The sequence below is a fragment of the Streptomyces sp. ISL-12 genome (assembly GCF_018614415.1).
Lineage (GTDB): Bacteria > Actinomycetota > Actinomycetes > Streptomycetales > Streptomycetaceae > Streptomyces.
The window spans coordinates 37,707-60,696 of sequence record NZ_JAGGOO010000083.1; the positions used below are offsets into that span (position 1 = coordinate 37,707).

Annotated in this window: 12 protein-coding genes; 5 read left to right on the plus strand and 7 right to left on the minus strand. The window is 72.5% G+C overall.

Going from position 1 to position 22,990, the window contains the following annotated elements; translation table 11 throughout:
- Positions 1 to 68: 68 nt before the first annotated feature.
- The 3 genes from J7I94_RS23115 to shc all read right to left on the minus strand — a co-directional run bounded on the left by J7I94_RS23115 (position 69) and on the right by shc (position 4,488).
- The gene (locus tag J7I94_RS23115; protein ID WP_215169547.1) at positions 69 to 848 is read right to left on the minus strand and encodes an SDR family NAD(P)-dependent oxidoreductase; all 780 of its coding nucleotides are present in this window, start codon (positions 846 to 848) and stop codon (positions 69 to 71) included.
- Between the two features lie 148 nt (positions 849 to 996).
- Entirely contained in the window at positions 997 to 2,397 is a 1,401-nt protein-coding gene (locus J7I94_RS23120) for a cytochrome P450 (protein WP_308114665.1), read from the minus strand.
- Positions 2,398 to 2,445: 48 nt separating this feature from the next.
- On the minus strand, positions 2,446 to 4,488 hold the full coding sequence (gene shc, locus J7I94_RS23125; protein ID WP_215169551.1) for a squalene--hopene cyclase: 2,043 nt from the start codon (positions 4,486 to 4,488) through the stop codon (positions 2,446 to 2,448).
- A 316-nt stretch (positions 4,489 to 4,804) separates the two neighbouring features.
- On the opposite strand from shc, the gene J7I94_RS23130 reads away from it, so the two are divergent.
- Positions 4,805 to 6,049 (plus strand): wax ester/triacylglycerol synthase domain-containing protein, encoded by a 1,245-nt coding sequence (locus J7I94_RS23130; protein WP_215169553.1) that lies wholly within the window; start codon positions 4,805 to 4,807, stop codon positions 6,047 to 6,049.
- 110 nt (positions 6,050 to 6,159) lie between these two features.
- Here J7I94_RS23130 and J7I94_RS23135 read toward each other — a convergent pair whose 3' ends face one another.
- The 4 genes from J7I94_RS23135 to J7I94_RS23150 form a co-directional block, all read right to left on the minus strand.
- Positions 6,160 to 7,245, minus strand: coding sequence for a cytochrome P450 (locus J7I94_RS23135; protein WP_251075585.1), 1,086 nt, complete (start codon positions 7,243 to 7,245; stop codon positions 6,160 to 6,162).
- A gap of 243 nt (positions 7,246 to 7,488) precedes the next feature.
- Positions 7,489 to 8,604 (minus strand): CPBP family intramembrane glutamic endopeptidase, encoded by a 1,116-nt coding sequence (locus J7I94_RS23140; RefSeq protein ID WP_215169556.1) that lies wholly within the window; start codon positions 8,602 to 8,604, stop codon positions 7,489 to 7,491.
- A 139-nt stretch (positions 8,605 to 8,743) separates the two neighbouring features.
- The gene (locus J7I94_RS23145; RefSeq protein ID WP_215169558.1) at positions 8,744 to 9,997 is read right to left on the minus strand and encodes a hybrid sensor histidine kinase/response regulator transcription factor; all 1,254 of its coding nucleotides are present in this window, start codon (positions 9,995 to 9,997) and stop codon (positions 8,744 to 8,746) included.
- A 110-nt stretch (positions 9,998 to 10,107) separates the two neighbouring features.
- Positions 10,108 to 10,434: a hypothetical protein gene (locus tag J7I94_RS23150; RefSeq protein ID WP_215169560.1), complete on the minus strand. Its 327-nt coding sequence runs from the start codon at positions 10,432 to 10,434 to the stop codon at positions 10,108 to 10,110.
- Positions 10,435 to 10,913: 479 nt separating this feature from the next.
- Between J7I94_RS23150 and J7I94_RS39570 the strand changes: the two genes are divergently transcribed.
- From J7I94_RS39570 to J7I94_RS23165, 4 genes are all read left to right on the plus strand, one after another.
- Positions 10,914 to 11,138 (plus strand): hypothetical protein, encoded by a 225-nt coding sequence (locus tag J7I94_RS39570; RefSeq protein ID WP_374198412.1) that lies wholly within the window; start codon positions 10,914 to 10,916, stop codon positions 11,136 to 11,138.
- Positions 11,111 to 12,193 (plus strand): amidohydrolase family protein, encoded by a 1,083-nt coding sequence (locus J7I94_RS39575; RefSeq protein ID WP_374198413.1) that lies wholly within the window; start codon positions 11,111 to 11,113, stop codon positions 12,191 to 12,193. The genes J7I94_RS39570 and J7I94_RS39575 overlap by 28 nt, the downstream gene beginning before the upstream one ends.
- A 279-nt stretch (positions 12,194 to 12,472) precedes the next feature.
- Positions 12,473 to 21,967, plus strand: coding sequence for a non-ribosomal peptide synthetase/type I polyketide synthase (locus tag J7I94_RS23160; protein WP_215169562.1), 9,495 nt, complete (start codon positions 12,473 to 12,475; stop codon positions 21,965 to 21,967).
- Between the two features lie 25 nt (positions 21,968 to 21,992).
- Positions 21,993 to 22,990: NAD(P)/FAD-dependent oxidoreductase (locus J7I94_RS23165; RefSeq protein ID WP_215169576.1), on the plus strand; the 998-nt coding region annotated here is incomplete at its 3' end.

Here is a 22,990-nt window from a genome sequence, read left to right on the forward strand (position 1 = left end):
AAAAGCGGTTTTCCCGGCAATCCGTTCGGGTGCCCCGGGCCCTGTCTCGCGGGACGCGGTGCTGACCGTCACATGGCCACGACAGCCGTCTTGCCGCCGTCCACCGTCAGTGTCGCGCCGTTGATGTAGGACGCCTTGGGTGACACAAGGAAGCGGACAGCGTTCGCGACGTCCTCCGCGTCTCCGCCCCGTCCCGCCGGCAGCGAGGCGAGGTAGGTTCCGTACATGTGGCGGACACCCTCGTTCACCGGGGTGAGGATGAAGCCGGGGTCGACGGAGTTGACCCGCACCCCTCGGGGACCGTACTCCGCCGTCCACGACTTGGTCATCATGGACAACGCCGCCTTCGAGGCCTGGAAGGCGCACGTGCCGGCAGCCGCCATCGAGGTGCTCAGGCTCCCTACGTTGACGATGGCCCCCCGGCCGCGCTCGGCCATGGCCGGGGCGAAGGCGCCCGTCAGGAGGAACGGCGCTTTGGCGTGGAGGTTGAAGGCGGCGTCGAACATCTCCTCCGGAGTGGACTCGGTCGGCGCGAAGCCTCCGCCACCGGCGTTGTGCACCAGGACGTCGAGCGGGCCGTCGACGGCCTCCCGTATCCGCGTGACCAGGCCGCGCACAGCCGCCGGATCACCCAGGTCGGCGACCAGCTCGATCGCGTGGCCACCCGCCGCCTCGATGTCTCGGCGTGTCTCGACGGCCCGGTCCCGGTCCCGGCCCGTGACGATGACCGAGTACCCGTCCTGGGCCAGGCCGACCGCCGTCGCACGGCCGATCCCGCTGGTCGAACCGGTCACCAGTGCCCACGACGAGCCTGGTGCGGACGTCTCCGAGTGGCCGTTCTCGCTCATCGCGGGGTTCCCCTCACATGCTCCGGTGGAGATCACCATGCTGGCGCTCACCGTGGATCCTAAGCCCTGCGACCACCCGCCCGCCTTCCCCAACTCGCATGTTTCAACGAGTAATTGACCCTCCGGATCGCCCCACCGCAGGTCCGCCTCAAGCGAGGTCGCGGAGTCTGTAGCGGATACGGCACGGCGCGGCCAGGCCCCGGGGGGACAAGCCGCTCACGGGTGTCGGGGTGTCGAGCAGTTCCATGTGGTAGCGGCGCAACAGGAGAGTGAGGAAAACCTTGGTTTCCAGGCGGGCGTAGCCTTGGCCGAGGCAGCGGTGGATGCCCGAGCCGAACCCCAGCAGGTTCCGGGCGGCCCTGGGATCCCGCTCGTAGCGCTCGGGACGGAACGCTTGCGGGTCGGGCCATTCCTCGGGCAGTCGGTGAGTGAGGTACGGCGAGGTGAGGACCATGGTGCCGCGGCGGATGCGGCACGGGCCGATGCGCAGGTGACGCATCGCTTTACGGGCGATCAGGATGGCCAGCGGGTGCAGCCGCTCGGACTCGTACATCAGGTGGTCGAGGTGGGTGAGGGCATGCATCGCCTCCATGGTGAGCGGCTGCCCGGCCGGCACGTGCTCGCGTTGTTCAGCCAGGAGGGCGGCTTGGTATTGGGGATGGGTCAGCAGATCGGCGAGGCTCCACGCCAGTTGCCCGGCGGTGGTCTCCCGGGCGGCCCACACCAGACCGAGGGCCTGGTGGACGGTGGAGCTGTCCGGTACGGCCGTTCCGTCGGCGTAGCGGCTCTGGCACAGGGACTGGAGGAAGTCCGGTTCCGTCTTCGGACGCGCGCGCCGCTGGGCGAGACAGTCCAGGACGATGACGTGCAGGCGCCGGCGGGCCTTGCGGCTGCGCCGTGACCGCAGGGGGCGCAGCCAAGGGGGCAGGAGGAAGCTGACGTTGGCGGAGAAGTCCTCGAACTCGTCCAGGGCGCCGACGAGGCGGTGGCCGAACTCCTCACCGAAAAAGGTGTCGGCGATGACGCGCAGGTTCAATTCGGCGCACATGCGGACGAGTTCCACTTCACCTCTGTCACCCAGCCGACGGATCAGTTCCTGGGTGTGTCTTTCCATCACGGGCAGGTAGCTGTGGAGGGCACCGGCCCGGAAGACGGGCACGTACAACTCGCGCTGGCGCCGGTACTCCGGGGTGGGGGCCATGAAGTAGAAGTCGGACCCGAACATGGTCCGCAGGAACGGGTAGGAGGCGGCGATGGACAGCGTCTCCTCCGGCAGGGTCATGATGTCACCGCGGTGTTCGGGGTCCAGCAGGACGACCGCGGGTACGCCGGCGAGGTTCAGCCGGAACAGCCTCCCGTGTTCGGCGTACCCGCGCTCCAGAACGGCGGTGGCGTCACGCATGAAAGCGGGCATGTGCCCCAGCAGGGGAAGAGATCCTGACACCAGGGGGGCGGCCGAGCCGGCGGTGGTGGCCGGTGGGGCGACGGCGAAGCCCTCTGCGGAGCACTCGTCGGATGGTGTTTCTGCGCGCTGCTCGGTCGGGTCCACGACAGTACTCCACGTCGACGGCGGCGGAGGGGAAGAGAGGGTCCTGCTTCACGTACCCGTCGGCACGGTGATGGTCCGCACATGCGCCTGGGCGCCGGCTCCGTGTCCTACGGCCGTCAGATAGCGGCCCAGTGCGCTGAGCGGGAACACCAGCCGGTACAGGTGGTAGTTGAGCGGCAGGTCTCCGGGAAAGCCGGTCCCCGTGTACTCGGGTTCGTCCCAGCAGCCGTCCTCGCGCTGGGTGCGGGCCAGCCAGCGCACGCCTGCGGCCACCTCCGCACGGTCGTGTTGTCCGGCGGCGAGCAGACCCAGCAGCGCCCAGGCGGTCTGGGAGGCCGTGGAGGGACCGCGCCCGCGCCAGGCGGGGTCGGTGTAGGACTCCCACTTCTCCCCCCACCCGCCGTCGGGGTTCTGGTGGTCCACGAGCCACCGCACACCCCGGCGGACCGCCGGGTGACGGGGCGGCACACCCGCGGCGACGAGGGCGGGCAGGACGGCGCCGGTACCGTACACGTGGTTGACTCCCCAGCGGCCGTACCAGGAACCGTCGCTCTCCTGGTGGCGCAGCAGCCAGTCGACGCCGCGGCGGGTGGCCGCCTCGCCGGCCCGTCCGACATCGGCGAGCATCTCCACCACGTGCGCGGTCACATCCGCCGACGGCGGGTCGGTGACCTCGCCGAAGTCGCAGAACGGCAGCCGCGCGGGCCAGCGGCTGGTGTTGTCGGCGTCGTAGGCGCCCCAGCCGCCGCACTTCGACTGCATGCCGAGGTTCCATGACACCGCCCGGCCGATCGCCGCCGCCACCCGGTCCGGCCGGGGGTGCTGGACGCGGCGCAGGGCGAGGACCACTTCGGCGGTGTCGTCGGTGTCGGGGTAGTTGCGGTTGTGGAAGCCGAACGCCCATCCGCCGGGGGCCAGACGGGGGCGGCGTACCGACCAGTCGCCCCGCGCCGTGACCTCCTTGGCCAGCAGCCAGTCGGCGGCTTTGACCAGGGCCGGGTTGTCGGGCGCCAGGCCGGCGTCGGTCAGGGCGGTGACGGCCAGGCAGGTGTCCCACACCGGCGATTGGCAGGACTCCACCCACCGTCTCCCGTCGGGGGTGCGCACGGTGAACGCCTCCGACGCTTCCAGGGCCGACCGCAGGACGGGGTGGTTCAGGCTGAAGCCGCACAGCCGCAGCGCGATGATCGAGTAGACCAGCGGCGGCTGGATGCCGTTGAAGCAGCCGTCGGCCTCCTGCCGCCGGATGATCCAGGTGACGGCGGCGCGGATCGCCGCGCGGCGCAGTGCGGGCGGAGCGACGGCGTGCCAGCGGTGCAGTGCGCCGTCCAGGCGTTGGAAGACGCCCTCCCAGGTGGTCAGGGGTGCCCGGGGGCGGGGCGGGTTGGGGCGCGCGGGGTCGGTGTGCAGTTCGTCGATGGTGAACGGGGCCGGGGCGGTGGGCCGGTGGGCGCAGACGATCGTCAGCGGGACGATGGCCTGGCGGGCCCAGCAACTGAAGGAGTACAGGTTGAGCGGTGCCCAGGCGGGCAGGAGGATCACTTCCGGGGGGAGGTCGGGCAGGTCTTCCCAGCGCCACCATCCGAACAGTGCCAGCCAGATGCGGGTGAACACCCGGGAGCGGGCCACACCTCCGTGCTCGCGCACCCAGGCGGAGGCGGCGGCCATGTGCGGTGCCCGCGGGTCGTCACCGGCCAGCCGCAGGGCGATGTAGCCCTCGATGGTGGTGGACAGATCGGCCGCCCCGTCGGGGTGGGTGGCCCAGGTGCCGTCCGGTCGCTGCTTGGCGCGGATCCACGCGGCGGTCGCCTGGGTCTGCTCCGAGGTGCGGATGCCGAGGAACTCACGGAGCAGCAGGTCCTCGGCGTCCATCGTGACGTTGGTCTCGAAGTCGCCCTTCCACCATCCTTCGGGGCTCTGCGAGGACAGCAGGCGGTCGGCGGCGAGTGTCACCGCGCGCGCCGCCGACCGGGCGGTGTCCCGCTCGCCCGGATCCTCGCCGACGAGGCCGACGGCCGGAGGCTCGCCCAGAGCCGGCCTCGTCCCCGCGGGGGAGAGGGCCGGTTCAGCCTGGTGATGCTGCGGTGACATGGCACATCCTCAAAGCTCGTCATGGACGGGCACCGCGCCGCCGTCGGCGGAGAACCCGCAAGGACGTGGGTCTTCGTGGAGGCAGACCACACACTTGCGATTGAACGCTCATGGTGACCGTCCCGCCACGCAGGGGCACCTGTGAGGGGAGTGCCCACCGGGCCGCAAGGGGCCACGGCCCGCGGAACCGGTGGCCTGCCCGGTCCGACGGCTGAGCGGATGACGTGAAACCGCGGCCTCAGGGGGGCATACCTCGCATGGCCGCCCAGGCACCGGCGAGAAGCCGTCCGCACGACCATCACGCACTGTAGGAGACATGGGCAAGGGCAACAGCCACCGCCTGCGAGCGGTACCGCTCGATCGACTGTTCCACCGTCTGTCGTCCGGTCCTGACACGCGGCCCCGTATCGGCACCGTGCTCCACTTCGAAGGCGAGCCGCCCGCACCCCAGGACGTGGCCGCGCACCTCGCCTCGCGGCTGCCCCTGCTGCCCGCTCTGACCTGCTACCTGCCGCCGGGCGGCGCGGTGTGGAGGACCACCCGCGTCGACGTGTCGGAGCACCTCGCCGAGATCGAGCTGCCCCCGGGAACCGCCGCTCTGCACGATGCCCTGCAACGCCTGGTCCGAGCCCCGCTGCCGGTGTCCGCCCCGCCGTGGCGCCTGTGGCTGCTCCACGGTCACGCCGCCGGGCAGTACGCCCTCCTGTACCGGGTGCATCACGCTCTGCAGGACGGGAGCGGCATGCTGCACACGCTGGAAACCCTGTTCGCCGAGGACGCGGAGGTCAGGTCCCGCACCTGCTTCGCGGGCTTCGAAGAACCCGTGCGCGCCACGATGGGCGACCGCGGTCGCATGGCGGCCGCTACGGCCACGATGATGCGCAAGGAGCAGTTCTGGGGCCGTGACCGGGACCGTTTCTCGGGCGATCGGGTCTTCCGCTGGGCCGAGGTGCCGTCCGCCTGGCTGACGGAGGCGGCCCGATCGAACGGTGTCACACGCAACGACGTCTATCTGGCCGCCCTGGCCCACGCCGTGACGCGGTGGGCCGCCGAGCAGGGCACCGAGACGGCCTCCGGCATCCGCATGGACGTCCCCGTCAGCATCCGGCGTCCCGGAGAAGTGGGCATGCCCGGCAACCGCACCACGGTCCTGCCCCTCAGGGTCGCCACCGCCGGCCTCTCCCCCGCCCAGTGTCTGCGGCGCACCGCCCGGGTCACCGCGCCGCTGAAGTCACCGGTGCTTCGCGAGGCACTGCGCCGCAACGACGCGATGCTGCCCGCCTGGCTGGTCACGGCGCTGCACCGCGTCGCCCAGGACCCGACCCGGGCCGGCGTGAGCGCCAGCCACGTAGCCCTGCGCGGCGGGCTGGCCTTCCACGGCGCGCCCGTCACCCGGGTCCTGCCGGTGGCGTGCGCGCTGGACGGCACCCCCCTGTCCGTTGCCCTGATGTCCTGCCGTGACTCCGCGGGGGCGTGCTTCGTGACGGACGCGGCGGTACCCGGGCTCGATCAGCTCCACCTTCGCTGGCGCGCCTCCCTGCGGAGTCTGGCCTCCGGATGAGAGGCGACGCCACACGGCCGGGGCGCGGCGTCAGGGACCCGGCGAGGGGACGCGTCTCCGGGCGGTGAGATCGCCCTCGATGCCCGAGGGCCGGGCGGTGACGCGACGGCTCACCACGTCACCGGCAGGGAGCGCAAGCCGTACACGGCGTGCCGATTGCCGAAGTCCGGCCCGGCTGTGGCGCGCAAGCCGGGAAAGCGCTCCAGCAGAGCGGGGATCACCACGCGCAGCTCCATCCTGGCCAACGGAGCACCCAGGCAGTAGTGGACGCCGTGCCCGAAGGCCAGGTGGCCGGGAGCACCGCGGGTGATGTCGAGCCGGTCCGGGTCCGCCACCAGCTGGGGATCCCGGTTGGCGGCGGGCAGCGAGCAGATCACCAGCCGGCCCGGGCCGATGCGACGGCCGCCGATCTCCACCTCCGCCGTGGTGACCTTGGCACTGCCGGAGTTCACGATGCTCAGCCAGCGGAGCAGCTCCTCGACGGCGGTGTCGATCAGGTGGGGCCGCGCGCGCAGCAGCTCCAGCTGATCGGGGTGGTGCAGCAGGGCACACACCGCCATCCCCAGCATGTGGGCGGTGGTTTCGTGGCCGGCCAGCACCACCAGGTCGATCATGCCCACCAGTTCCTCGGTGGTCACCTCCTGGCCGTGTTGCCGTACCAGCGTGCTCAGCAGGCCCGTCCCCGGGTCGGTCCGCGCCCGGGCCACCAGAGCCGCCAGGTACTGGCGCCACCGCGCCTGCATCTGAAGCCACCGGTCGCCGGCGGCCGGCTCCGCCAGCATCAGGCCGGCGCGCTGTGCCAGCTCCTCGCGGTCCGCGTGGGGTACGCCCAGCAGCTCGTAGAGCACCAGCGACGGCAGCGGCAGGGCCAGCTCCGCCATCAGGTCGGCGGGCGGCCCCGATCGCTCCAGCGCGTCCAGCCGCTCCTCCACGATCTGCCGGACGGCCGGCAGCATCGCCCGCATCCGGCCCGCCGAGAAGGCCGGGGCGGGCATCCGTCGCAAGCGGGTGTGCTCAGGCGGGTCGCAGGCCAGCAGGTTGCCCGCCCGCGCCGCGGCCGCCTCCTCGGTCCGGGGCGATGCCCCGGCCGGACGCAGCAGACCGTCGTGGGCGTTGCTGAACCGCACCGGGTCGTCGAGCACCTGCCGCACGTCGCGCAGCCGCGTCACCAGCCACGCCTCGAGTCCCATCGGCATCGCGACCGGGCGGACCCCTTCCTCGTCCCTCGCCCTCAGCAGGCCGGGTCCGGGGCCGAACTCCGATCGCTCCAGGAACAACGGTACGTTTTCACTCGCCTCGGACACGCATCCTCCAGGACAAGCCTCGCGGCGCGGACGGGTCGCCTTGTCGCTGATGCACGGTGTTCGGTTCACTCACCCGCGAACCGGCATCAGCGAGACCCGCACCCATGCCACGTCAACGACAGCCCTGACGAGCGGTCACTGCGGCGGACGCCCGTCGGCGGGACGGTGGGCGGGCGGGTGGGCGGCCGGTGCGTCGGGCCCGTAGGGCGGTGGCGGGAGGTGCGCGGCGCCGTACGGTGTTCCGGCCGTCGGCGCCGGGTACGGCCCGGCGGCATACCCGACGGGCGCCGGGTACTGCGGCAGGCCGTAGGCCGGCACCGGGTGAGCGGGGGCCACGGGCAGGGGGGTCGCGAGGCGCTGCGGCGGGTTGCGGCGTGCGAGCCACAGCACCGCGGCGGCGTACAGCAGGATCGTCGCGGTGTCGACGGCGGCCATCTGCCAGGGCAGGTCGGCGGCGGTCTCTTCGGAGGTCAGACCGTCGACGACGGCGGCGGCGAGGCCGAAACCCATCAGGTTGTTGAGGACGTGCAGGGCGACAGCGGCCTCCAGGCCCCCGGTGCGCACGGTCAGCCAGCCCGCGACCAGGCCGAACACCAGCAGGTCGGCGAAGCCCCACGGGGTGCCCCAGCCGTGTGCGGCGGCGAACAGCGCCGCCTGCGGCAGCACCGCGCACCACGGTGAGCGCAGGAAGCCGCCGACCGCCTGCATCAGCCAGCCCCGGAACACGTACTCCTCGGCCGCCGCCTGCAACGGCACCAACACCGCCAGCACCGCCAGCGAGACGAGGAACGTCGGCAGCCCCACCCACTCGTTCGCCGCGGAGGACTCCTCTTCGCCTGCGGGGAGGAGGAACGACGCCGCGAGCAGCACCATGGAGGCGGGGACCGCGAGCGCCAGGCAGCGCGCCAGCCAGCCCCAGCGCAGCCGTCCGGCCACCGACGAGACACTGCCGGCCGGTCTGCGGTCCGTCCAGCGCGCGGCCAGCAGGGCCATGGGCAGCATGAGGGCGATGTACGAGAGGTCCAGCGCGGTGTTGGGCAGCGGGCCGAAGTCCACCGAACCGTCGGGCCGTTCCGGCCGGCCGGACGCCTCGCCGACGCCGTAGGCCACGGTGTCGACGACAACGATCAGCAGCAGCCAGCCGCCGGCCATCAGCAGCAGCCCCAGCAGCGGTCGCCACCATCGGTGACGGCCGGTGAGGCGGGCCAGCCGGTGGTACGGAAGGGAGGTCGGGGAAGCGGGTTCTGTCATGTACAACAGCTTGCCGTCGCCGTCCGCGCGGGACGTCAGCCACCGGCAGGAAAGACGTCTCCATCTCTGGTTGGAGCTGTCTCGGGTCTGGTCATGAGCTGTCTCCGGTCACGGACGCCTCTGGCCGCCCGGCGGCCGTTCACGCCACGGTGGCCGGGTCGTCGGTCGTACCGCGCGGACGGATCAGGCCCGTTTCGTAGGCGAGGATCGTCGCCTGCACCCGGTCACGCAACCGGAGTTTGGTGAGCAGGGCGTTGACGTGGGACTTGACCGTTCCGGTGGTCACGCCGAGCCGGTCGCCGATCTCCGCGTTGGTCAGCCCGGAGGCGATCAGCAGCAGCACCTCCCGCTCCCGGGGCGTCAGACCCGCCAGCCGCCCCGAGATCTCGGGCGGCACGGGCGCCCCGCGCGCGAACTGCGCGGCGCGCGGCGGGCCGTTGTCCACCGTCAGGGCGAGGGTCTCGCCGGTACGCCGGATCCGGACCCGCACGGGTGCGCCGGGGGCGTGCCGCAGCGCGTTGGTGAGGGCTTCGCGGACGATGGCGAGGGCGGCTTCGGCCGCCGGGCCGGCGAGGTCGTCGGGCAGGTCGGCGTCGACGGGGCGGCCGAGACGACTGAACGCGGCGACCAGTTCCCTCAGCCGTCCGCTCACCGGCCGTGGGTCGGCCGCCCGCGTGTCGCGCATGACGGTGGCCAGGCGGTGCAGGGCGGTGAGCGTCTCCCGGCCGTTGCGCGCGGCGAACGCCAGGGCCTCGGCGACGAGTTCGGGCCGCTTGGCGCCGAGCCGGCGGGCCGCGTCGACCGTGACCACCACCGAGGTGAGGTGGTGGGCGCTGACGTCGTGCAGTTCCCTGGCGAGCCGGTGGCGTTCGGTGTCGGCGGCCTGCCGCCGCTCCTCCTCGGCCCGGGCCAGCCGCCCGGCCGCCGCCCACCGGCCGCCCAGCCACTGCCGCCGCGCCGCGCCCAGACCGGCGCACGCCACGAACAGGGAGGCGGTGACCCCCAGGTCGGTCAGCAACGCCGTCACGGAACCGCCGCGCAGGGCGCCCGGCAGCCACCCGCACACGACGGCGGCGGCGGTGGCGAGCACGGTGACCCGGCCGCCGCGGCGCACCGCCACGGAGTACACCGCGGCGAACGCGCAGAGGTCGCCGAAGTGTTCGGGGGCCGCCGTCGCGCCGAGCACCATGCCGGCCAGCGTCCCGGCCAGCGCCTGCAGCGGGGCGCGGCGGCGCCGTCCCAGCGCGACGAGTTGCAGTACGAGGGCGACCGCCATGCCTGCGGGGAGCAGCACGCCGTGCGGCGCGCCACTCGGCAGCAGCAGGAAGGCCAGGATCGCCGTGTTGGGGAGCGAGAGGGCGGCCGGGAGGAGCCAGGTGCGCAGGGGTTCCATGTCGGGTGCGAGCGTAAGGGACGTGCCCGGCGCGTCCGGCACCGGCGGCTGTTCCCGGTGCCTGGCGTACGGACGGTGTCGGTTCACCGTGCTGTTCGCCCCCGGGCCGGTCAGGACGGAGAGTTCGGCGCGTCGGCCGGACGGGTGCCGCCCTCGCCGCTCCCCTGCCCGTCCTCGGCGCCCGGCCTGCGCAGCCGGTGGTACACCGGGGCGAGCACGATGGCCACGAGCAGGCCGCACGCCGCCTGGAAGGCCCACCGGAGCCAGCCGTCAGGGACGCCCTCCGCGCGGTCCAGTGGGATGCGGAGGGGGTGGACCACCACGGCGCCGATCAGCAGCAGCCACCAGGGGCCGGACCAGCGGCCCCGGGCGAACGCGGCGGCGCCGAGGGCGAGCACGACGACCACGGCCATCACGACGGTGAGGTTGACAGACATCGGGACCACTTTCCTGCCCTGCCGGGCTGTTGCGGAGCGGGACGCGAAGGGGACCGGGGCGAGCGGCGGGCCGGGACCTGGTCGGCCACGGCGGCCACGTGCGGCGCGGACCGGCAGGTCGCGTGGGAGCGGAACCGGCCCGTGCCCCGTCGCCGACATGACCTCAGCATCCCGCCCGGCGACAGCCGGTTCGTCGGCCTGCGGGAGGAAGCGGGCCTCTGTCCCGGGGTGGAGAAGGGCACCCGCCTCCGGGCCGGACGCCGGTGCCGTCGGGCCGGTCGCCCCGGTGGTGCCCAGTGCGCTGCCAGGCACAACGCGGTGCGCTCACCAGGAACCGGGCCAGGACCGACCGGCATGGCGTGACTGGCGAAGCAGCCGCAGCACGGACCTTCGTGCACCTCGCCGGCGTTCCGTCCGGCTCGGGCGCGCGGTCCCGACGCGGTTGCCACGCTGTACGCCACGCGGGAGGTTGTCGATAGGTGTCCACGATGACGGTGGGCGGGCTGATTCCCCGCGCCACCGACGACGCGGCGGACCTCGTCGTCCGCAACGCCGAGATCCACACCGGTGATCCCCGCCTCCCGCAGGCCGAGTGGATCACCGTGCGCGACGGCGTCATCACCGTCGTCGGCGGTGACAAGGACGTGGCCACCAGGTCGGCCCCGCCGCCGCCCGGGTGGTCGACGCGCTCCGCCGCAGGATGATCCCCGGCTTCGGCGACGCCCGCCTGCACGTGATCCGCGGCGGCCTCGACTACGTACGCGAACTGCGCCGGAACGGCGTGCGCACCCTGAGGCAGGGCCTGGCCATGCTGCGCGAGCAGGCGGCGCGCACGCCCGAGGGGCAGTGGGTGCGGGTGGTCGGCGGCTGGTCGGCCGAGCAGTCCGCCGAACGCCGGCTGCCCACCGTCGCCGAACTGAACGCCGCCGCACCGGACACCCCGGTCTTCGTCCTGCACCCGTACCGGTCCGCGATCCTCAACCGGGCGGCCCTGCGGGCCGTGGGCTGCGACCGCCCCCCGGCGGGCAGATCGTGCGGGACGGGGCGGCGAACCCACGGGCATGCTCCTGGCCGCCCCGAGCGCCCTGATCCTGTACTCGGCCCTGGCCAAGGCGCCGGTGCTGGACAAGTGGTCCGGCCCAAGGACGGCGACGAGTGGCTCCGCCCCGACGGCGCCGGCGAGAGCCTCACCTGGGCGGCGGCCGACTTCGAGAACTTCGCCCAGCCACGCCCCGAACACGCCCCTGACTACGAGGTGGAGTTCGAGAGGGCCGTACGCCTGCTCATGGAGAACGGCTGGGGCTTCCGCCTGCACGCCACTGTGTCCAGCTCGGTGGCCGGGGCCGACCAGGACAGCGGCGTGCCGCGCTTCGAGAGCACGGCGCGTGTCGGGACCGTACGTACACCGACCACCTGCCTCGTTCCTTCCTCCCGCGGGAATGCGCCACGAGATATCCCTGATCATTTTATTTTCACACTTATTTCGTGGGTGGTTACCCATCACCGCAAGGGGAATTACCTGACGAGTGGGCACGCCCACAGAGGGGGGATCCTGTTGAAGGCACGTGTCCGTGGCGCCGTGCGCCATTCCGCTCTTGCGGCGTCCCTGTCAACGACGGCCGTCGTGATTGCACCAGTGCGCCCTGCCCGGCTCGGTTGCGATCCGGTCATCCCTTACGCTCGCGCAACGGCCATCGCCGGCATCGCAATACCGTTGCCGCCCGTACTGAACAAGAACGACAGCGGCCGCTCCATATGAACCGTCGCTCATGGATTTCTTGCGGGCCGCATCCCCGATGACGCCGACCATGTACCGGGACGCGCGGTAATCCACCGAGAAAGGCATCACCCACTGCCCCGCGCCCTCTCGTTCGCACCGACATCGGCCAAGCCATCCACCGCGGCCCGAGTCCTGCCGCGACCGCTCGAACCCACAGCCGTCGTCGCCCGCCACGCGCAGGTCCAGCGTGTGGCCCGGCACGCCCCTCGCCGGCAACGGCTCTGTCCCCATCGCTCCACGCCGTTTCAAGGAAGGTCCATGTCGGAGTTACAGCGCGCTGCCACGCGAGAGAAGATCGCGATCATCGGAATGGGCTGCCGGCTGCCCGGCGGAGCATCTGACTACCGGACCTTCTGGGAGAACCTCTCCCAGGGGAAGGACTGCATCGTTCCGACGCCGTCCGACCGGTACGACGTCAGGACGCTCGCCAGCCAGGACCAGACGAAGCCCGGAAGACTGGTCGGCGGGCGCGGCGGATACATCGAGGGATTCGACGAGTTCGATCCGGCCTTCTTCGGCATCAGCCCGCGTGAGGCCGCCCATATGGACCCGCAGCAGCGCAAGCTGCTGGAGGTGGCCTGGGAAGCACTGGAGGACGGCGGGCAGAAACCCGCGGAACTCGCGGGTCAGGACGTCGGTGTCTTCGTGGGCGCCTTCACCCTCGACTACAAGATCCTCCAGTTCGCCGACCTCGGTTTCGAGACGCTCACGGCCCACACCGCGACCGGCACGATGATGACGATGGTGTCGAACCGCATCTCGTACTGCTTCGACTTCCGCGGCCCCAGCCTCTCCCTCGACACCGCGTGCAGTTCGTCCCTGGTGGCCGTACACCTGGCGTGCCAGAGCCTGAGCCGCGGCGAGAGCAGGCTGGCGCTGGCCGGCGGGGCGCTCCTGCACAGTGCCCCGCAGTACACCATCGCCGAGACCAAGGGCGGCTTCCTCTCGCCCGACGGCCGGTCCCGCACCTTCGACGCCTCGGCCAACGGCTACGTCCGCGCGGAAGGCGTCGGCGTGATCGCCCTCAAGCGCCTGGACGACGCGCTGCGCGACGGCGACCCCGTGCACGCGGTGATCATCGGCAGCGGCGTCAACCAGGACGGGCGTACCGACGGCATCACCGTCCCCAACGCCGACGCCCAGGTCGCGCTCATCGAGCGGGTCTGCGCCGAGGCGGGCATCACCCCCGGCTCCCTCCAGTACGTCGAGGCGCACGGCACGTCCACCCCGGTCGGCGACCCCGTCGAGGCGGGGGCGCTGGGCCGCGCGCTGTCGATCGGGCGCGCACCCGGCGCCCGGTGCCACGTGGGCTCGGTCAAGGCCAACATCGGGCACTGCGAGGCGGCCGCGGGCATCGCCGGGCTCATCAAGACGGTGCTGTGTCTCAAGCACCGCACCATCCCGCCCCACATCAACCTCGACGAGATCAACCCGGCGATCGACCTGGCGTCGCTGCCGTACGAGATCCCCACCCGTACGGTTCCCTGGCCCGACCACGAGGGACCGGCGCGTGCGGGGGTCAACTCCTTCGGGTTCGGCGGTACCAACGCGCACGTCCTGCTCGAAGCCGCCCCGGCGGACGGGACGGCCGGTGTGCCGGGGCAGCGCCGCGCGCGTTCCGGCCCTGCCGTTCTGCCCCTGACCGCACGCGACCCCGCCCTCCTCACCGAGGTCGCCGAGAACATCCGGCGGGAACTGTCCGGCGCCCACGGCCCGGCGCCCTCCCTGTCCGACGTCGCCTACACCCTGGCCCGCCGCCGTCAGCACCTCGACGCGCGGCTGTCGGTGGTCTACGACTCGCCCGCCTCGCTGAAGGAGGCCCTCGACGCGCACCTGCGCGGTGAGGCCCACCCCCGCGTACTGCTGGACCAGCGGCGTCCCGCGAAGGACCGGCGGCTGGTCTGGGTCTTCACCGGCATGGGGCCGCAGTGGTGGGGCATGGGACGGCAGCTCTTCGAGGCCGAGCCGGTCTTCCGGGAGGCGGTCGAGGCATGCGACCGCGCGCTTCGCGAGTTCGCCGACTGGTCGCTGGTGGAGGAGCTGACCGCCGGCGAGGCCGACTCCCGGATGAGCGAGACCTGGCTGGCCCAGCCGGCCAACTTCGCGGTGCAGATGGGGCTGGCGGCCCTGTGGCGCGCTCACGGTGTGCGTCCGGACGCCGTCGTCGGGCACAGCACCGGTGAGATCGCGGCCTTCTACGAGGCCGGTGTCTACAGCCTGCGGGACGCCGCCGCGATCGCGGTCCACCGCAGCCGGCTCCAGCAGAAGCTGGTGGGCACCGGCACCATGCTGGCGGTGGGCCTGCCGGAGGCGGAAGCCCTGCGCCGGCTACGGCCCCACGGCGGCCGTGTGTCGGTGGCCGCCGTCAACAGTCCGACGGCACTCACCCTGGCCGGGGACGAGCAGGACCTCACCGAGATCGCCGACGCTCTGAGGGGCGAGGGGGTCTTCGCCAAGTTCCTCGCCGTCCGGGTGCCGTACCACTGCGCGCGCATGGACGCCATCAAGGACGACCTGCTTTCCGCGCTCGCCGGTCTCCGGCCGCGGCCGGCCCGCGTCCCCCTCTGCCTGACCGCGGGCGGGGAGTGGGCGGGCCGGTACGCCGAGGGCCCGGAGCTGGACGCCGCGTACTGGTGGCGCAACGTCCGCGACACCGTCCGCTTCACCGACGCCGTCGACCGGCTCGCCGACGACGGCCACGGCGTCTTCCTGGAGATCGGGCCCCACCCGGTCCTCGGTCACTCGATCGGCGAATGCCTCGCCGCCCGGGGAGGCGAGGCGCGGACCGTGCCGTCGATCCGCCGCCAGGAGGACGAGCGGGAGCGGTTCGCCCTCTCCCTCGCCACCCTGCACAACCTCGGCTTCGACATCGACTGGGCCGCCGTCCACCCGACCGGCCGGCCGGTTCCCCTGCCCCGCTACCCGTGGAAGCGCGACCGGTACTGGACCGAGCCCGCGCCGGTCGAGCGGGTCCGGCTCGGCCGGCTGGACCACCCGCTGCTGGGCCGCCGTCTCGACACGGCCGAACCGACCTGGGAAGCGAGGCTGGACGTCGAGTCCCTGCCGTATCTGAGGGACCACCTGATCCAGGGCAGCGCGGTGTTCCCTGCGGCCGGTTACGTGGAGATGGCGACGCAGGCCGTCCGGGCGACGACCGGCGGCGGCGCCGCCCTCGTCGACATCGAGCTGCGCAAGGCGCTGTTCCTGCCGACCGGGCCCGAGAGCACCACCGGCCCGTCGGCACCGGTGCAGCTCTCCTTCCGCGGCGAGGACGCCGAGTTCACCATCGCCACCGCCTCCCGGAGCGGTACCGGTGAGCGGACCGTGCACGCCCGCGGTGCCGTATGCTCCGCCCAGCGCGGACACCACCGGCGTCTCCCCCGGCTGGACGTCGACACGGTCCGTCGCGGCAGCACACGCCACCTGACCGGCGCCGCCTGTTACGAGGCGCTGGCCGCTCTCGGCTACCACTACGGGCCGGCGTTCCAGGGCATCGAGGACGTGTGGATCGGTCCCGGAGAGGCGCTCGCCCGCATCCGGCCGCCCGCGCCGATCGGTGACGACGCCGCCCGCCACCATATGCACCCGGTCCTGCTCGACTCCTGCTTCCAGACGCTGCTGACACCCCAGCTCCTCGCGAGCGAGGGCTCCGGAGCCGCTTCGGGCACCGGGGTCCGGCTGCCGCTCTCCATCGGCGAGGTGGACCTCGACGCCGTCGGGGACCAGCCGCTGTGGGCCCACGCCGTCCTCACCCGCGACGCGGACGGTGAGCTGGTCGGCGACATCGCGGTGCACGCCGACGACGGCCGTCCGCTCGGCCGGGTCACCGGGTTCCGCGCCGCCGACGTCGAGGCGGCCTCCACCACCGTGGGCCTGGGCACCATCGACTCCTGGCTGACCGACATCACCTGGACCGAGGCTCCGCCCGTCACCGGCCCGCACGCCACCGACCCGCTCACCGGTCCCCCGCGGGACTGGCTGGTCCTCGCCGACGGGCAGGGCGTCGCCGACGAACTGGCGGCCCGGGTCACCGCCCGCGGTGGCCGCTGCCACCTGGTGCGGCCCGGCCCGGCCTACCGCATGGCCCCGGACCGGCGGGAGTCGGTGATCAGGCCCGGTTCCACCGCCGACCTGGAGCGGCTCCTCACCGAGCTGCGCGCGGACGGTTCGGCGCCGTACGACCATGTCGCGCACCTGTGGAGTCTGGACCTCCCGCCGATGGACACGGCCGGCACGGCGGCCGACATCCGGCAACACGCCGACCTGGCCGGCTACTCGCTGGTCGCGCTGGCCCGCGCGCTCCCGGCCCACCAGCCCGGCAGCAGGCTGCACATCGTCACCCGCGGCGGCCAGGCCGTCGTCCCCGGCGACCCGGCCGAGCCGCTGTCCGCGCCGGCCTGGGGCATCGGCCGCGTCCTGGGCCAGCAGGAGCTCCCCGACCACCGCGGCACGCTCATCGACCTCGACCCCGCCACCGGCGAGGACGGCTCCTCCCGTGCCGCGGACGCCGAGTCCCTGTTGCGGGAGGTGACCGCGGCCGACGGCGAGCACGAGGTCGCGCTGCGCGCCGGCCGCCGCCTCACGAGCCGTCTCGCCCCGGTCACCGGCCTGCCCCGCCCGCTGCCGCTGCGGCTCCGCGCCGACGGCGCGTACCTGGTGACCGGTGCGTTCGGCGCCCTCGGCAGGATCCTGTGCCGTCGGCTCGTCGCCCGCGGCGCCCGCCGTCTGATCCTCGTCGGCCGTACCGCGCTGCCCGACCGGGACCACTGGCACACCGTCGCCCCGGACTCCCCCGCCGGCGACCGTATCCGCTTCCTCAAGGAACTGGAGGCCCTCGGCGCCCAGCCGGTGCTCGCCCCGCTCGACATCGGCGACGAGACCGCCCTGACCGCGTGGCTCGCCGGCTACCGGCGACGCCAGTCGCCGCCGATCCGCGGTGTGTTCCACCTCGCGGGCCAGGTCCGCGACACTCTGCTGCCGGAGATGGACCGGACGGCTTTCGAGGCCGTGTACACCCCTAAGGTCCTCGGCGCGTACCTCCTCCACCGTCATCTCGCCGACGAGCCGCTCGACCACTTCGTCCTCTTCTCGTCGATCGCCTCTCTGCTGACCACCGCGGGCCAGACCAACTACGCCGCGGGCAACGCCTTCCTCGACGCGCTCGCCCACCACCGCCGTGCCCGCGGCCTGCCCGCCCTCAGCATCGACTGGGGCCCCTGGGCCACGGGCATGATCGAGGAGCTGGGGCTGGTCGAGCACTACCGCACCCGCCGGGGCATGAGCTCGCTCTCCCCCGAGGCGGGCATGGCCGTTCTCGAACGCGTCATCGGCCAGGACCGGTCCCAGCTGCTCGTCGCCACCGTCGTGGACTGGCCGGTCTTCCTCGCCTGGTACCCGCAGCCGCCGCCGCTGGTCGCCGACCTGGCCGCGGCGGCCGACGGGGCCGACGCACCGGCGACCGGGGACGGCGCCCTCGAAACCTTCCGTGCCGTCTTCGCCGCCACGGACCCGGCCGCCCGGGAGGCCCTCCTCACCGACCGCTTCACCCAGGTCGTCGCCGGTGTGCTGCGGATGCGGCCCGAACAGGTCGACCCCGGCACCGGGCTGGGCGCGCTCGGCCTGGACTCCCTGCTGGCGATGGAGCTGCGCTCGCGGATCCAGGCCGACCTGGGTGTCACCCTCCCGGTCGTCGCGCTGCTCGGCAACACCCCCGTCGGTGACCTGATCGGCCGGGTCCACGAGGAACTCACGAACCAGGTCGCGGCGGGCACGGACGACACCGAGGCCACCGCCGCCGTCGAGCTGTTCCACGACGAGCGCCTGCACCCCCTGACCCAGAACCAGAAGGCGCTGTGGTTCCTCAGGCAGCTCAACCCCGACGCCTTCGCCTACAACATCGGCGGCGCCGTCGAGATCCGCGCGGAACTCGACCCCGAGATGGTGTTCGCGGCGTTCCGCGTCCTGATCGAACGCCACCCCGCCCTCCGGGCCAACTTCACCCACGACCAAGGCCGGCCGGTGCAGAAGACCGCTCCCGCCGAGGACGCCGCCTCCCGGGCGGACGTCGCGCTCTTCGACGTCCAGGACTGGTCGTGGGACGACATCCACGCGCTGATCGTCAGCGAGTACCGCAAGCCGTACGACCTCGCCCACGACCCGCTGGTCCGGCTGCGCCTGTTCCGGCGCGGCCCGGACCGCTGGGTGCTGATGAAGGCCGTCCACCACATCATCTCCGACGCGATCTCCACCTTCACCTTCATCGAGGAGCTGCTCGCCGTCCATGAGGCGCTGCGCCTCGGCCGTGCACCGGAGCTGCCTCCCGTCCCCGCCCGTTACCTCGATTTCCTGAACTGGCAGAACCAGTTCCTCGCCGGCCGCGACGCCCGGCGGATGCTCGACTACTGGAAGGCCCACCTGCCGGCCGACATCCCGGCCCTCGCCCTGCCGACGGACCGGCCCCGTCCGCCCGTCCAGACCCACAACGGCGCGTCGGAGTTCTTCGTCCTCGACGCCGACCTGAGCGCCCGCGTCCACGCCCTGGCCCGGGAACACGACGTCACCGTGTTCATGGTGCTCATCAGCGCCTACTACCTGCTGCTCCACCAGTACTCCGGGCAGGACGACATCATCGTCGGCAGTCCGGTGACGGGCCGTACCCAGGAGCAGTTCGCCAAGGTCTACGGCTACTTCGTCAACCCGCTGCCGCTCCACCTCGACCTGGCCGGCCGGCCGACCGTCGCCGAGCTGCTCGGCCGGGTCCGCGACGTCGTGCTCGGGGGCCTGGACCACCAGGAGTACCCGTTCGTGCTGCTGGTCGAGGAACTGGGCCTGACCCACGACCCGAGCCGGTCCGCGGTCTTCCAGGCGATGTTCATCCTCCTCACCCACAAGGTGGCCACCGAGAAGTACGGCTACAGCCTGGAGTACATCGAACTGCCCGAGGAGGAGGGACAGTTCGACCTCACCCTGTCGGTGTACGAGGACGAGTCCGACCACCGCTTCCACTGTGTCTTCAAGTACAACACCGACCTGTTCCTCGCCGAGACGATGCGGCGGATGGCCTCCCACTACGTCCATCTGCTCGACGCGCTGACGCGCGCGGCCCCCGGGGAGCCGGCCCGCCGGCTGGAACTGCTCGGGGCGGCCGAGCGCGAGCGGCTCGTCGACGACTGGAGCGGGGCGGGGCGGCGGACCGCCGTACCCGACGTGCCCGTGCACCGGCTCGTCAGCCGGATCGCCGCCGAGCAGCCCGGGGCCGTCGCCGTCTCCGCACCCGGTGAGGACGGCACCGCCCGGCGGATGACCTACGGGGAGCTGGACGTCCGCAGCCGCGCCCTCGCCCGGCGGCTGCGCGAGCTGGGTGTGGGCGACGGCGCGGTGGTGGCCGTCTGCCTGGAGAAGTCGCCCGAGCTGATCGTCACCCTCCTGGCGGTGCTGAGGGCCGGTGCCGCCTATCTGCCGCTGGACCCCCGGGACCCGGACGACCGGCTGGCGTCCCTGATCACGCACACGGGCACCGCCTGGGCCGTGACGGACTCCGCCGGCGGCGAACGGTTCGCGGGCCTTGCCTGCCGGGTGCTCACTCCGGCCGGCCTGACCGCGGAGCCCACGCCAGACCCGGACCTCCCCGAACCCGACGTCGGCCTGGACGCCCCGGCCTACGTCGTCCACACCTCCGGCTCCACCGGCCGCCCCAAGGCGGTCCTGGTCAGTCACCGCAACCTCGCCTCGGCGTACGAGTCCTGGCGCACCGAATACCGTCTCGACCGCGACGTCACCGTCCACCTGCAGATGGCGAACCCCTCCTTCGACGTCTTCACCGGGGACCTGGTGCGCGCCCTGTGCTCCGGCGGCACCCTGGTGCTCGTCGGACGCGAGCTGCTGTTCAACACCGCGCGGTTGTACGACGTGATGCGTCAGGAAGGCGTCGACTGCGGCGAGTTCGTGCCCTCGGTCGTCCGGGGACTGCTGGCCCACTGCGAGCACGACGGCAGCCGGCTGGACTTCATGCGCCTGATGATCGTGGGCTCCGACATCTGGAAGGTCGAGGAGTACGACCGGCTGCGTGCCCTGTGCGCTCCGGAGACCCGGTTGGTCAACTCCTACGGCCTCACCGAGGCCACCATCGACAGCACGTACTTCGAAGGGCCCACCGACGGCCTGGAGCCGAGCATGACGGTGCCCATCGGGCGGCCGTTCCCCGGCACCGAGCTGTACATCGTCGACGAACACGGCGAACCGGTGCCGCCCGGCGTCACGGGTGAACTGTGGATCGGCGGTACGGGCGTCGCCACCGGGTACCTCGGCGACCCCGACCAGACCGCGCACCGCTTCGTCACCCGCACCGTCGGCCGCGGCCCCGGTGCCCGGCCCGTGCGCCTCTACCGCACCGGCGACCTCGCGCGCTGGGACAGCGCCGGCTGCGTCCACCTGCTCGGCCGCGCCGACGCTCAGGTGAAGGTGCGGGGCCACCGGGTGGAGCTGGGCGAGGTCGAGTCCCGTCTCGCCCAGTGGCCGGCGCTCTCCCAGGCGGTCGTCACCGTACGTCCGGACGAACACGGCGAGAACACCCTGTGCGCGTACGGCGTGGCAGCGCCCGGCGCGGAACTGGACTGGCGCCGGCTCCGCCGCCACCTCGCCGAGCACCTGCCGACCCACCTGATCCCTGCCTCCTTCACCGAACTGCCCGAGCTGTCCCTCACCTCCAGCGGCAAGGTCGACCTCGCCGCACTGCCCGCGCCCCGGCCCGCCCCCGACGACACCCCGTACGAGCCGCCCGTGACGCTCTACGAAACCCGGATGGCCGACCACTGGAAAGCCGTCCTCGGTGTCGAACGGGTCGGTCTCCAGCACGACTTCTTCGCGTCGGGCGGCAGCTCCGTCAAGCTGATCGAACTGATCCACCACCTGCAGAGCGAGTTCAACCTGACCATCCCGGTCAGTCACCTGTTCCGGGTGACCACGCTGCACGGCATGGCCAGGACGGTGGAGCACATCGTCACCGGCCGGCTCCCCGGGGCGCAGCCCTGGCTGCGGTTCAACCCCGCCGCCGGACCCGTCGTCTTCTGCTTCCCGCCCGCGGGCGGCCACGGGCTGGTCTACCGGCTCCTCGCCGCTCAGCTGCCGGAGTACGAGCTGGTGGCCTTCAACTACCTCACCGGTGACGACAAGACGGCCCGTTACGCGGACCTGGTCGAGTCCCTCCAGCCACAGGGTCCCTGCGAGCTGCTCGGTTACTCGCTCGGCGGCAACCTCGCCTTCGAGGTCGCCAAGGAGCTGGAGCACCGCGGGCGCGAGGTACGCGATGTCGTCGTGCTCGACTCGTACCGTGTCACCGCCGTCCACCCCGTCGGTGACGAGCACCTCGCGGAGTTCGAGCGCGAGCTGCGCGAGCACCTGCGCAAGCACACCGGGTCCGAGGAGCTGGCCGAGGAGACCCTCGCCCAGGCCAGGGACTACATCGGCTTCAGCGCCCGCACGCCCAACCTCGGCACCGTACGCGCCGCCGTGACCGTGATCTCCGACGCGCACAAGACCGCCCTGTACGCCCCCGGGGAGCCCGGCTCCTGGCACGGCGGCTCCACCGGTCCCACCGAGGTGCTGACCGGTTCCGGCGAGCACGCCGACATGCTCGACCCGGGGCACCTGGAGCACAACGCCGGTCTGGTCCGCGCCGCCCTGACCCGCGCCCCGGCTCAGGACCGCGTCGGCGCGTCCGGCTCGGTCACGGGAGGTGAGACGCGTGGGGCGTGAGAAGACGTCCGGCCGGCGTCACACGATGATCGTCATCGGCGGCGGACTCGGCGGCCTGTCCACGGGCTGCTACGCGCAGATGAACGGCTACCGGACCCAGGTCTTCGAGATGCACGAGCTGCCGGGCGGCTGCTGCACCGCCTGGGACAAGGGGGACTTCACCTTCGACTGGTGCGTCAGCTGGCTGCTCGGCTCGGGCCCCGGCGACGAGATGCACCAGATCTGGCTGGAGCTCGGCGCGTTGCAGGGCAAGCAGATGCGCAACTTCGACGTCTTCAACGTCGTACGCGCCCCCGACGGCCGGGCGGTGTACTTCTACTCCGATCCGGACCGTCTCGAAGCGCACCTGCTCGGCCTCTCCCCCGCCGACGCCAAGCCGATCAAGGAATTCTGCGCGGGCCTGCGGAAGTTCAAGGCGTGCATGGCGGCCTACCCCTTCCTCAAACCGGCGGGGCTGATGGGCCGGCTGGAACGCTGGCGCATGCTGGCGGGGTTCGTCCCGTACTTCAACGTCATCCGGAAGTCGATCACGACCCTGATGACGGACTACGCCGCGAGGTTCTCCGACCCGCTGCTGCGCGACGCCTTCAACCACATCCTCTACGAGTACCACCCCGCCTTCCCGGTCCTCCCCTTCTACTTCCAGCTGGCGTCGCACGCCAACGGGACGGCGGGCGTGCCCGAAGGGGGTTCGCTCGGGCTGGCGAGGTCGGTCGAGGAGCGCTACCGGCGGCTCGGGGGCGAGATCACCTACAACGCCAAGGTCGAGGAGGTGCTGGTCGAGGACGACCGGGCCGTGGGCGTCCGGCTGAGCGACGGACGGGAGTTCCGCGCCGACATCGTGGTCTCCGCCTGCGACGGCCGCACCACGATGCTGGAGCTGCTCAAGGGCCGGTACCTCAACAAGACGTACGAGCGGCTCTACACGAGGACCATCGACGAGCCGGGGATGCTCTACCCCGGTTACGTGAGCGTCTTCCTGGGCCTGGACCGTCCGTTTCCCCAGGGTGAGCCCTGTACGAC